The organism is Mucilaginibacter aquatilis (assembly GCF_009755275.1).
GTDB lineage: Bacteria > Bacteroidota > Bacteroidia > Sphingobacteriales > Sphingobacteriaceae > Mucilaginibacter > Mucilaginibacter aquatilis.
In genome coordinates this window covers 222,567-235,839 of sequence record NZ_WQLA01000007.1, presented here as the reverse complement: position 1 = coordinate 235,839, position 13,273 = coordinate 222,567, and the positions used below count along the sequence as shown (strand labels likewise).

General features: G+C 40.4%; 8 protein-coding genes. 3 read left to right on the top strand and 5 right to left on the bottom strand.

What is annotated here, in order from left to right; translation table 11 throughout:
- Nucleotides 1–11: 11 nt before the first annotated feature.
- The 3 genes from GO816_RS16940 (at nt 12) to GO816_RS16930 (ending at nt 4,642) form a co-directional block, all read left to right on the top strand.
- A complete protein-coding gene (locus tag GO816_RS16940) occupies nt 12–1,154 on the top strand; it encodes a SusE domain-containing protein (RefSeq protein ID WP_157543136.1) in 1,143 nt (380 codons plus the stop codon).
- 56 nt (nt 1,155–1,210) lie between these two features.
- Entirely contained in the window at nt 1,211–2,374 is a 1,164-nt protein-coding gene (locus GO816_RS16935) for a glycoside hydrolase family 76 protein (protein WP_157543135.1), read from the top strand.
- Nucleotides 2,375–2,518: 144 nt separating this feature from the next.
- Complete coding sequence (locus tag GO816_RS16930; RefSeq protein ID WP_232336608.1) at nt 2,519–4,642, top strand: TIM-barrel domain-containing protein; 2,124 nt, start codon at nt 2,519–2,521, stop codon at nt 4,640–4,642.
- Nucleotides 4,643–4,893: 251 nt separating this feature from the next.
- Here GO816_RS16930 and GO816_RS16925 read toward each other — a convergent pair whose 3' ends face one another.
- The 5 genes from GO816_RS16925 to GO816_RS16905 form a co-directional block, all read right to left on the bottom strand.
- A complete protein-coding gene (locus GO816_RS16925; RefSeq protein WP_157543134.1) occupies nt 4,894–6,438 on the bottom strand; it encodes a DEAD/DEAH box helicase in 1,545 nt (514 codons plus the stop codon).
- 23 nt (nt 6,439–6,461) lie between these two features.
- Nucleotides 6,462–7,187: a DUF3891 family protein gene (locus GO816_RS16920; protein WP_157543133.1), complete on the bottom strand. Its 726-nt coding sequence runs from the start codon at nt 7,185–7,187 to the stop codon at nt 6,462–6,464.
- 243 nt (nt 7,188–7,430) lie between these two features.
- The gene (locus GO816_RS16915) at nt 7,431–9,107 is read right to left on the bottom strand and encodes a RagB/SusD family nutrient uptake outer membrane protein (RefSeq protein WP_157543132.1); all 1,677 of its coding nucleotides are present in this window, start codon (nt 9,105–9,107) and stop codon (nt 7,431–7,433) included.
- A gap of 11 nt (nt 9,108–9,118) precedes the next feature.
- Nucleotides 9,119–12,148 (bottom strand): SusC/RagA family TonB-linked outer membrane protein, encoded by a 3,030-nt coding sequence (locus tag GO816_RS16910; protein ID WP_232336607.1) that lies wholly within the window; start codon nt 12,146–12,148, stop codon nt 9,119–9,121.
- 44 nt (nt 12,149–12,192) lie between these two features.
- Nucleotides 12,193–13,083 carry an inositol oxygenase family protein gene (locus GO816_RS16905; protein WP_157543131.1) on the bottom strand — a complete coding sequence of 297 codons (891 nt, stop codon included), beginning with the start codon at nt 13,081–13,083 and terminating at the stop codon, nt 12,193–12,195.
- Nucleotides 13,084–13,273: the final 190 nt, after the last annotated feature.

Sequence of the window (13,273 nt, the reverse complement as noted above, 5' to 3'; positions counted from 1 at the left end):
AGAAATTAAAAATGAAAAACTTAGCATATAAATTAAATGTGTTGACCCTTGCTCTATTTGTTTGCGTGGGTGTTGGTTGCAAAAAAGACAAAGAACTTAGTAATACGAATGTATCGGCAGTTACAAATTTCTACGGTCCTACTGATAATAAATTTATTAAGCTTGATCCTAAAGCGGGCACTCAAACTTTTGAGTGGGAGCAATCTCGCGCCGAGGATGGCGGACTTGTGCTTTATGAAGTAGTTTTTGACAAGGCTACTGGCGACTTTTCACAACCTTTATATTCTGTTCCATCAGACGAGAAGGGTATGAGAACAAAGCTTACCATCAGTGATGCAGATTTGAATAGGATTGCTAACATGGCGGGTATCCAATCATTAGCAACCGGAAAACTAAAATGGACAATTTGGGCTTCAAAAGGCATCAACCTGCAAAAATCGACAACTTCAAGACTTATTGAAGTTGAGCGCCCTGCTGGTTTTGCAGAGGTACCTGCCGACTTGTATTTAACAGGTAGCGCCACCGAAGCTGGTGCCGATTTAACTAAAGCACTACGCTTTAAAAAGCTCGGACAAGGTAGCTTTGAAATGTATACATCACTAAAAGCCGGTACTTACCATTTTGCAGCAGGTACTAATGCTTCAGCAAAGACCTATTCAAATAATGGCACAACCTTAGTTGAAGGTGGAGATATAACTGTTGCCGGTGGTACTAAGGTTTACCGTATTGCAGTTAAATTTGAAGAAACCAGCACTACATTAACAGAAATAACCTCTGTTGGATTATGGTTCTCGCCAGAAAATAAGATTTTACATACGCTTAACTATACCTCAAACGGCGTTTGGACTATTACCAACGCGCCTATAGTATTCCGTCAGGAAACATGGGGCAGAGATGAGCGTTACAAATTCCGCATGGGAGTTAAAGATGCTGCGGGTGTAGCTACAAACGAATGGTATGGCAGCAGCAACCGCGACAATAACCGTCCGGATGCCAATACTGCTCCGGCTTACTTCAACTTAACCAAGGTTGACGGTAACCAATATGATAATTCATATAAGTTCAATTCAGCTGCTGATAACAAAAACGTAGATATCACAGTGAACTTCAATGCTGCCTCTACAGCTTATAATCACACCATTACTGTTAAATAATTTATCTGCTGCTGCCATTAATTAAAGTGGCAGCAGCGGTTTTAAATAAACACAATATGAAATTTAATAGCATAAAAGCTTTCAGCATATCAGGTGCAATTTTGCTGGTAACCGCAGCAAGCTCATGCCTGAAGGATAAAGCCGTGCCTTTATATAATGATGAGCAGGTAGCGGCGGTAAATTACTCGTGGGCTGCAACTGCCGATTCGGTACAAGACAGGCTTTACTCAAGTTACTTATCGGCAAACGGAAAGTATTTCAAAGAAAACAACGCAGATAAGACCACCTTCCACTACTGGCCAAATGCTCACGCGCTTGATGTTATGGTTGATGCTTACATCAGAACCAAAAATGATGTATACAAGCAACGTATGTTAAGCTTGCTTAATGGCATCAAGGAGAGTAACGGCAACAGGTTCCAGAATAATTTTTATGATGATATGGAGTGGCTTGCCTTGTCGGCCCTACGTAGCTATGAGGTTACTAACGACAATGCTTACCTGGATGCAGTAAACATTTTATGGACTGACATTAAAACCGGCCGGAACGATATCCAAGGCGGTGGCATAGGCTGGACTAAAGATCGTAATTATTTTAAAAATACGCCTGCAAATGCACCGGCAATAATTTTTGCTACACGTTTATATCGCGTGCAAAAAAATGCTGCCGACTTGCAAATTGCCCGCGAATTATATACATGGCTTAAAGGCAAGCTTGTTGACCCGGCCAACGGAATATTATGGGACGGCGTGAACTACAACAACGACGGCGTAATCACTAAAAATAAATATACCTATAACCAGGGCGTATTTATTGGCGCGGGATTAGAGCTTTATAAAACAACCAATGAGGTGGCTTATCTTAATGATGCCATTCGCACCGCTAAAGCTACTATTCAAGATTTGGAGTTATCTCCGGGAGGAATTTTGAAAGATGAAGGCCAGGGTGACGGAGGTTTATTTAAAGGCATCTTAATAAGATACTTAACTTTGCTTGTTCAAGAGCCTGCAGTACCAAAAGCTGATAAAGACGCAATGATCAGTTTCCTTAACTTTAATGCAACCACCCTTTATACTCAAGGTATAAGCCGTCCGCAATTGCTTATCAATTCAAACTGGAAAAGCAAACCGGGTGCAACTATTGATTTAACCACTCAATTAAGCGGTATGATGCTTCTAGAAGCTGCCGCTACATTAAGTAAACAAGGTTTAATTAAGTAATACCTTATCACAATGCAAAAGCGCCCGGCCAAAACCAGGCGCTTTTGTTTTTAACAATTATTACAAGCCCTTTTTTAAATAAGTCTTTTATACATGGTTCGCGCACTAAAAATCTATCTATGCTTTTCAATACTAACGGTTGTTTTGACTTTAAAACTTCAGGCACAACAGGTTAAAATCAAAGAATCAGGCATGGTTGGTAAATCAATTGCAAAATTCAGCCCTCTTGGTTTTAGCGCTTATAAAACCCCACCTCTAATATTAAAGTCAGAAATGGCTATTAAGTCGCCGGTACCGGCCACATGGAAAATTAAGCCGGTGTTTTTTCTTCGGGATGGAAAGGCAGGAGCAAGTATTGATTTAACCGGAAATATTAGTGTTTACGGAGGAGGGGAAGTGACAGGTCCACTGCTTCGAAATGGGCAAACCATAAAACTATGGAATACTGATAGCGGCGCTTACGGTGCAGATGGCGGCTCGAGGCTTTACCAAACCCACCCGTGGGTAATGGGTGTGCGTGAAAACGGAACTGCCTTCGGAATTATCTTTGATAGTTCATGGAAAGCAGAACTTACCACCAATTCAGACAAAATTAAATACAGAAGTGAGGGGGCATTATTCAATGTTTATGTAATTGACCGGCAATCGCCGCAGGAGGTTTTGAAAGGCCTTGCCCAACTTACCGGAACAATTGATTTACCGCCATTGTGGGCGTTGGGTTATCACCAATGCCGTTTCTCATATGCCAGCGAAGATAAGGTGCGTACAATTGCAAACACCTTCCGTCAAAAAGACATTCCCTGCGATGTTATTTGGATGGACATTGATTATATGGAAGGTTACCGGGTGTTTACTTTCAATAAAAAGAACTTTCCTGATCCGGCAAACTTAAATAAAGACCTGCACACAAAAGGGTTCAAAGCAATTTACATGATAGACCCAGGCGTAAAGGTCGATACTGGTTATGCTGTGTACAAGTCAGGATCTGCTAACGATGTTTGGGTGAAACAGCCTGATGGTAGGGAGTATCATGGCAAAGTATGGCCCGGCGATTGTGTCTTTCCTGACTTTACCATGCCTCGCGCACGTACATGGTGGGCTAATCTTTACAAAGATTTTATGGGTACAGGTATTGACGGTATATGGAATGATATGAATGAGCCGGCGATAAATGATAACCATTTTTCAACTGACCTGAGGTTGGGAACAATGCCTTATAACACACCACATAGGGGCGGAGACAAGCTACCGGCCGGAACGCATTTGCTTTATCATAATGCCTACGGCCGATTTATGGTTGAGGCATCGCGCAAAGGTATCTTAGCTGCTAACCCGCAAAAGCGTCCGTTTGTATTAACGCGGGCAAACTTGCTTGGAGGCCAAAGGTTTGCAGCAACCTGGACCGGTGACAACCTTGCCGACCCTAAGTTTATGAAACTATCAGTACCTATGTCGCTTACGTTAGGACTATCGGGACAACCATTTAGTGGCCCTGATATTGGCGGCTTCCTGGAAAATACAAGCGGAGAATTGTGGGCTCAATGGATTGGGTTTGGAAACTTACTCCCCTTTGCCCGTGGACACGCCTGTGCCGGAACAAATGACAAAGAACCATGGGCTTTTGGCCCCGCTATTGAGAGAACTTCGCGCATTGCATTGGAGCGTAGGTACCGTTTACTGCCTTATATGTATACGTTATTTCAGCAGGCACATAAAACCGGTATACCTGTTATGTTGCCCGTATTCTTTGACGACGTAAAAGATCCAAAACTAAGAAATGAAGAACAGGCATTTTTACTGGGTGAGCGGCTTTTAGTTATACCGTCGTTTGCTAAAAACCCGGCGCTACCTAAGGGTATATGGGAAAACCTTAAATTGATTGATGGTGAAGAGGATGATGAGTATCAAGCCAAACTATTAATTAAAGGCGGTAGCATTATACCGGCTGGCAAAGTAGTACAAAATACAACACAACCCTCGCTTAAGCCTCTAACGCTTTATGTATGCCTCGACAAAAAAAATCAAGCATCAGGAACATTGTATTGGGATGCCGGTGAAGGATGGGGCTTTAAAGAAGGGAAGTATAGCTTACTGAATTTTGGAGCTAAAACAGTTAACAATAAAGTACAGGTAAAGCTTATTTCGAAAGTTGGCGGCTACAATATGACCAGTGTAACCAGCAATGTTAAAGTGGTGGTTGTAAAAGACGGCAAAACTTATGAAGCAACTGGTGATGCAGTAAAAGGCATTTCTGTTAATTTACTTTAAGTACAATAAAATTTATAGCAAAAAAGGAGGGTTGACTGAATCAACCCTCCTTTTTTTAGCTCTTTTTAGATGAGTTCTTTACACAATTCGGAACAGTTTTACCGTTTTTTTTCTTTGTTCCCTCTTTTTTGTAACCAGACCAACATGAGTCTTTTTTTCCTTTAGTTGCCATAATTATTTAAGATAGATGTATGATTCAAATTACAACTACCATACCACTCCCTCTGGCTCTTGGCTTTAAGTATTAAATACTAGGCAGACAGCGCAACTGTATCATTCCCTTTACGCCTTTGCATGAGTTTGCTTATTATCGTATTCAGTTTATTCCTGTAATCTTCCTTAAGCCAGTCTGTGTAGTTTTTGGTTACCTTGCCCAGACATTTCGAATATTGCTTTACCCTCCAATCAATCTCTTTACTTAGCTCGGCGGCAAGCGCCAAACCTTCTGAAATTGATTCGGCATTTTCTATGCACATAATGGCATGCTGCCTAATAGAATCGCGCATCACAATCTTAGGCTTCTGATTACTATCGAGCGCTTTTTTGTAGGCATCCTGAATATCAAAGCTCATTTGCAAACTTTTTGGAAACTTAGCCTTCAAATCAGCCGGTATAGGATGCGCTTCACTTTCTGTTTGCGCGTGCAGGCTTTCGGCAAAGGCTTCCGGGCGTTCAAAAATCAACTGCCAGTCCAAAGGCGTTTGCCACTGACCAAACCGGTCGGTGTTATTTCCCAAATCTATTATGGTAAATGTTTTTTTGTTGGGTAATCTACGAGCTCCACGCCCAATCATCTGGTGGTAAAGGGTTATTGATGTGGTGGCGCGGTTTAATATTACCGTTTGAACGGTAGGCTCATCAAAACCGGTGGTTAATATGGAAACAGATGTTAATATAGCTCCTTTAGTCTTTTTAAACCATTTTAAAATTTCTGCACGTTCAACAGCAGGAGTGTGGTTATCAAGATGCCTTATGTTATAGCCGGCTTCTTCAAAGTACTGGCAAACGTTTTTAGACGTGAAAATTCCGTTATTGAAGATCAGCGTTTTCTTGTTTTTGGAATGCGCCTCGTATGCATGCAACAGCAATTCGAGCATAGCAGGTGAGGAGTACAGCTCATCTGATGTGCTAATGGTAAAATCACCATTTATGCCGGTTTTTAAAGAATTTAGTTCAACATCATAACGCCAGTTGGCAGGTTTTGCCAAATACCCTTGAGCAATTAAATTCTGGATGCTTTCGCCTACAATAAGATGCTCATAGTTTTTGTACATGGGCATATCGGCGTTTGAGCTGAACGGAGTAGCTGTTACGCCAACAATATATGCGTTTGGAAACTTGCCCAGCAGTTTTTGAAACGAATTGTGATGCGCTTCATCAATAATTACCAAGCCAATATCAGACGTGTTCATCATGCCTTCTTTGATGCGGTTACGCAAGGTTTCAACCATGGCCACAAAGCACGAGCGGCAATCTTTAACTTTTAGTCGTTTAACGGTACTGTCAATTACCTTATTGGTTACCCCCAGTTTTTTTAAAGTATTAGAGGTTTGACTGCAGAGTTCTTTACGATGGGTAAGTACTACTACCCCTTGATTATAATCGGCAATAAAACGTTTAGCTATTTCGGAGAATATCCGGGTTTTGCCGCCGCCTGTTGGCAACTGATATAGTATTCTTTGCTTTTTATTAATCTGCAACATCTTTTCAAAGAGCTTGCTTAAATCTCTTTGCTGGTAAGGATATAAATCTGATGTGCTCTCTTCGTCGGTATTCAATATTGTACTGCTGATCATAAATATATAGTTAGATGTTGCTGTTACTGCTTTTTAAAATTCCAGGTTTTTAACTCCGGAATGCACTCATTAAAATTTTTTTTAAACTCCTCATCACTTTTAAAAGACAATTGCTTAATGGATCTGGCTTCGCATTGAACCGTGAATTGATCCTGTTCAAATGGCCAAGGATCAATTGTCAGATATTCTTTATCAACTGCTTTAAGTTTATGCAGGTTGCCATCAGGCCCTTTGCTAACTTCAAGTGAACGCCCTTCAGGCTGGCACTTTTGTGTGCATAGTAAAAGCGATAAAGCATCACACCATTCAAACAGCCGGTAATCATGTTCAAGATCGTTGTCTGTCATGCCTAGTAGTCCTATCCACTTTTTGCGTAAAGCCTTTTGTTCATTTAGGAATGCTTTTAAACTAGCGTCATCGTTTTGGTCTTTACACAAAAAGTTTAAATGGTAGGAGCAGAGCAGGGCTATGTAAATACTTTTGCTGCAGGCGCGGGTCATTGTTTCGCGGCAATGTGATAGTTCCATGCCACGCATTGCGAAATTAACAGGACCACCTTGAGGGGTAAGCAAATTATTTTGCTCCATCTCAAGTTGGGCATCATCATGCTCGGCAATGGCAATAAGCGTTTCTACCCAACGATGGCTTTGTACACTCTTATTCCAGTTGCTTGCTAATGCAGCGGCAAGTAATCCGTGCGCCCGCTGTGTTATAATTTCCCAACCACCTACGGTGTAGTTAACTATCATTTAATGTGCTGTTTTCCTTACAATGTTTATCAACAAAAAACGCCGCAATGCAAGGTTTACAGTGCGGTTTGAATGATTTAGCTTTTACCGGTTAAGGTATGCCAATGCTATGCCAAAAGCATTATTGACGAAATTTATAAGTCACGATTACTAAGTAAGACGATTTTCAGAAAAGCCTTAAAAAAAGAAAAGCCAGCTTTTCAGCTGGCATTTTCTCACTATATGATCAAAAAACAACACCTTTTAATATCCTGGGTTCTGTACCAATTTTGAATTGGTTTGAAAACCTGAAGTTGGGATAGGGAAAATACGACGGTAAGTGTCGGCATTGTTCTTACCTAAACCATAGGTATTTTCATATTTACCAAATCTGATCATGTCGTTACGGTGCCATCCTTCGTAAGCCATTTCTCTAGCACGCTCGGCGTATAGACCTTCTAAGTCAATAGTAGTTAAGGCAGCAGATGTTGTACGGTTAGATCTGATTTGATTTACCAATGATAACGCTGTTGCACCTAAAGTTGGCGCGCCACCACGTAAAATGGCTTCAGCTTTCATCAAAAGGATGTCTGAATAACGGAAAACAGGGAAATCATTGTTTTGATTACGGTTGATTGGGTTGGTGTTATCAGCCAGGAATTTATTGTTTCGGTAACCAGTGTTCCATGCAATCTCATCACGACCTAAATCATAATCAGAATTGGTACCGGCGCGCGGCCTGAAAGTTAATTGGCTTAACACCAACGGATAAACAACTTTACCACCTGGATCTGATCCTGTATAAAACTGATTATAACCGATATTGGTAGTACTTACCATAATTGGGCTACCATCTGGCCAGGTTTGCTGACCGGTTAACCATTGTTTGTTACGGATATCGTTTGGATCATTGAAGTAAGCGTAGTATTCAGCTGTGGTCATTGACGGTCCGCTCGGTCTGTTATTAACCAAGCCATTACCCGTGTTTTGGTTTATTACAGGATTTGTATATCCACCCGCGGTAGAACCTGAATAACCGTAACGTATACCTAAGTTACGATTGAGGTTATACCTTGCAAAGATTAGATTTCCCGAAGTGAGTGATGCGTCATACGGTATGGCGAAAATGAATTCTTTCTGCGTTGTTGGACCGTTGGTTGGATAAAACATTTGCAGGTAAGAAGCCATAGGCTCTACCGAGTATTTGTTGTCTCCTATAATTTTGTCACAGGCTGCAATACAATCATCGTAACGTTGCGTTCCGGTGTAAACGGCAGCGTTCAAGTACATTTTAGCTAATAAGGAGTATGCAAAGTACTTAGTTACTAAGCCATAAGTTGTAGGGTTAACGTCAGATTTAAGGTAAGGAATAGCAGCCTTAAGCTCACTTTCTACAAAATTAAAAACCTGCGCACGGGTAGATTGGGGTTGTGACTCCTTGGTTCCGTATAAGGTATCCAAAGGAATATTTCCAAAACTATCCATACCTATGTAATAAGCAAATGCACGAAGAGTTTTTAACTCGGCAACACTAGCTGATTTTGCCGCACTTGCGGGAGCTGATTTAAAAATAGATAAGGTTTGATTAGTAACCCCTATCATATTAGTATAATAGTACCAAACAGCATTAATACCAGAGTTATCTTTTGTCCAGGTATGGCGGTGTAATTCCATATACCTGTTTCCGTCAATCCAGTCAGGGCCGAATACAGCCAACAAATTTTCGTCGGTTGTATGGCTTTGCGAAAAAAAGTATGCACCGGTATAATCAGAACGTAATGCAACATACACTGAACCGGTTACAGCCTGGTATTGAGCTGGTGTCTGTGGAAATACATCTGGTGTTAGCTGAGTATTTACCTGAATATCTGTTTTATGACAAGATGAAAAAACTACAGCCATGCATGCGGCAGATGCGATAGTTAAAAATATATTTTTCATGTCTGTTGATGTTATAATGATACGTTTACGCCCAATAAGAATGTACGTGTTTTCGGATAAAAGTTATTGTAATCTATACCTGGCGACTGGCCACCTTGGTTAATCTCAGGATCAACACCTTTGTAACCTGTAATAACAAATAAGTTGTTGCCGGTTAAGTAAACGCGTATGTTGCTGATAGATTTAATTGGTTGTTTAATGTTATAACCTATTGTAGAGTTATCCAATCTTACGTAAGATCCACTTTCAATATACCTGTCTGAATAAAAATAGTTGCGGGTATCAGTAATTTTGTCGTCTGCAGCAGAACGTAAGATGTTGTTAGCATTCGCAGCAGCTACGTTTGATAAGTCTGCGCGGGTTGCGTTAAATATTTTACTACCAAATGTACCTCTTAAAAATATATTAAGGTCGAAGTTTTTGTATCGGAACGAGTTATTCCAACCCATTAATACTTTTGGCTGCGGGCTACCTGCATAAAAGTAGTCAACACCGGTAAGTGGCTGATTAGTAGTAGAACCATCGCGCTTGTAGAACAACGAGTTGCCATTAGCATCTTTGCCTGCATATTTGAAAGTAAAGAATTGTCCTAAAGGATAGCCTACTTTTAATATTTGCAAAGTAGAGCCCGATTGGCCCGGACCTTCCGGCGAGGTGTACAGGATTGAGTCTCCGTTAGCATAAACGCTCTTTAAACTAGTGATCTTATTTTTGTTATAAGCCGCGTTTATAGTACTCGACCAATTAAAGTCTTTTGTTGAGACTGGATTTGCTGTTAAGCTTACCTCAATACCCTTGTTGTTAATACTACCGCCGTTAGCAACTATATTACCTCCAGGTACCAAAGCTGATGATACGCGGTATCTGAATAACATATCGCGTGTATTTTTATTATACACATCTACCGAACCGGTAATTTTGTTATTAAACATCGCAAAGTCCACACCGATGTTGGTTGATGCTGTACGTTCCCACTTCAGATCAGGATTTTGTCCTTGTAATGGCGCTAATGCTTGAGCCAAGGCTCCACTGTTGTAATATCTATCGAAGCCTCCGTAAAGTAACTGAGCAGAGAAGGCACCTATACCAAACGAGTTACCTGTAACACCATAACTTGCACGTAACTTTAATTCACTAAATAAAGACTGGCTTTTCATGAAGTCTTCCTGAGTTATACGCCATGCAACACTTCCTGATGGGAAATATCCCCAGCGGTTGTTAACACCAAATACCGAGCTACCGTCTCTTCTAACAGAACCTTGTACCAGGTATTTGTCTTTATAGCTGTAATTAAACCTGAAGAAATCAGAAAGTAACAACGTTTTGCCATAAGTTTGGGAGTTACCGAAATCAATAATATAACTGCGAACTTCGTAAGGGTTAGACAATGCGAAATTATTGTAGCCAACGTTATCTGTTGGAAAGTTAATTGTTGATGCCTGAAGGCCATCGCCTACTACGTTATCCTGGTAAGAGTAACCTAATACAGCTGTCAAAGAATGCTCACCGAATTTCCTGTTCCAGGTAAGATAGGTTTCAACCGTTTTAACTGTATTTGATAGTTCACTACGATATGCTGTACCGTTTTTACCCAAGTTAATTAATGAGTGAGATACACCAATTGCCGGGTCAGGGTTATTATAAAAGCCACTTCCTGCGTAAAGGTTGTAATATGAACCATAATATTCACCATGTGACGCACTTGTTTTTTGATATGACAAGTTTACATTGTAAGTAAGTCCGAAAGGTAATTTTACTTCAGTAACAAATGAACCTAACAACACATTGTATTTGGTATTATCTTTTGCGTTATTGGCAATTGCCAATGGACTATAATAACCCAAATTGCTAAAGTTTTCAAAATAAGATCCATCGGCATTATATAGTGGATTTACAGGTAAATGCTTAGCTGCTTGTAATAAAACTACGTTTTGTAAGGGTACGTTATTAGAATTACTAGTAGAATTCGACAGGTTCAAGCTAAACTTTAACTTATCATTTAATGCATACTGATCAACCGCTAAACGGCCAATTACACGCTCTAATGAACTACCTTGTAATATACCGTTCTTTTTAAAATAATTTACACTTGCACTGTATGTCCCATGCTCTGATCCGCCGCTTAATGATATGTTATGATTTTGAGAAAATGCCGAAGAGCGCTCGATTGCTTTCATCCAATCGGTATTAGCACCTAAGTCATTACCGTTAGAAAAATTAGTATTATTTCTTGTTAAAAATGCACGTATTTCATCTGCATTCATCAAATCTAATTGATTACTTACTTTTTCAACACCTGCATAACCGCTGTAAGAAACTATTGAAGAGTTTTTCTTTCCTCTTTTGGTAGTTACCATAATTACACCGGCAGATGCACGGTTACCATAAATAGCGGTAGCAGCGGCATCTTTAAGTACGTCGATGGTAACAATGTCATTAGGAGCTACTGCAGCTATATCGGCACCCGGAATACCATCGATTACATAGAATGGAGAACCAGGGCTATTCACAGTAGAAGCACCACGTAATATTACAGATGCGGGTTTGTTTGGATCACCGCTTGCAGTAATATTTAATCCGGGTACCTTGCCTTGTAATAATTGGCCAACGTCGGCTATTGCTCCACGATTTAGGTCCTCTTGTTTTACTTGCGTAATAGCACTTGATATAGCTTTACGAGAACTTGTACCGTAGCCAATAACTACGGTTTCTTTAAGTGCCTGGCTTGATTCTGTTAATTCTATTCTGTAGGTTTTTTCAGAAGTTACGGTTACTTCTTTAGCGTTGGTGCCTATGTAAGTAAGTACTAAAACGTCACCTGCACCTGCGGTGATGCTGAATTTACCGTTAGCATCGGTTGATGTGGCTCTTGATTTGCCTTTAACGCTTACGGTTACTGCGGGTAAGGCTTCGCCCTTGGTATCAACAACCACACCTGTAATGCGGCCGTCTTGTGCAAAGAGGGGCTGAAAGCTAAAAATTAGTGCAAGAAGCAGCATTAGGATAACTGGCTTATCCTTGCAATTAAGGTTCAATCTCATAATTAGCGTAAATTTAAGTTCATATTTGGTTATTGTTTATTTGTTTAAAAACTCAGTGTTTGCGGGAGATACTTGGCAACCAAATTTTCATAATAAGGCTTCAATTCTTCCCAGCTTTTTTGATTTGGGTTTTTAGAGTACAAATCATAAGGGTTAAATAGGTTTACCCATTTAAACATGTCGCGGTCATGATCATTCATCAAATGGTCGTAAGCGTTTTCACGGTGTTGTGAGTAAAACGAGTGGTAGCGTAGCATGTATAACCCAGGCTCTGGAATAAAGTCTTTCATCATATGATAAACATACTCATCATGACCCCATGACATATGCACATTATCTAAGCCGCAATTAGGGCTGTAAATGCCATATTTTGTATTGTAACTTGAATTGTGGATATCCGGGTTATCTTTAAAAAACTCAGGGAAAACGATTTTGTCAGAAAAAGCACAACCTACCGGGAAGGTGTCGCCAACAACGGCCCACTGTGGCTCGCCAAAAAGGCAAAGTACTTTACCCATGTCGTGTATGAGCCCTACCAATACCATCCAATCCGGATGTCCGTCGTTTCGTATGGCTTCAGATGTTTGCAGTAAATGCTGCATCTGGTCAAGATCTGTGTCAGGGTCAGAATCATCTACCAGCTTATTCAGGAAGGTAAACGCATCCCAGATGGGCATTTTGTCTTTCGAGAAGCTTAAATATTTCTTTTTGTGCTCCAATACAAAATCAAATGTTTGATAGCGATGATTTAAACGGTAGAACTCACGTACCGAATCCTTTTCCGTTGCATTGTAATCTCTAAACGCCTCTTCATCTTTATCAGCATTTATTTTGGATGGATCAGGGTACCTGCGCACTACATCGTCCTCCCATTCATCCAGATTAGAAAGCGGAGCCGTTTGATCTACAGCAGGGATGCTATCTTTCAAATTCATATCGTTTGGTTTTAAAATATCACTTATGCGCCTGAGGCTCAGTAAGCCGTAAATAATTGGTTGCACTGATTTTGCAGTACTAAAGTGATACATTTCAGCATGAACTCGTAATGGTTGAACGATATTTATTTACGTAAACGATTAAGTAAATGTTAGAAAGTTATTAGAGAATTTTAACGTTGCTGAGCTG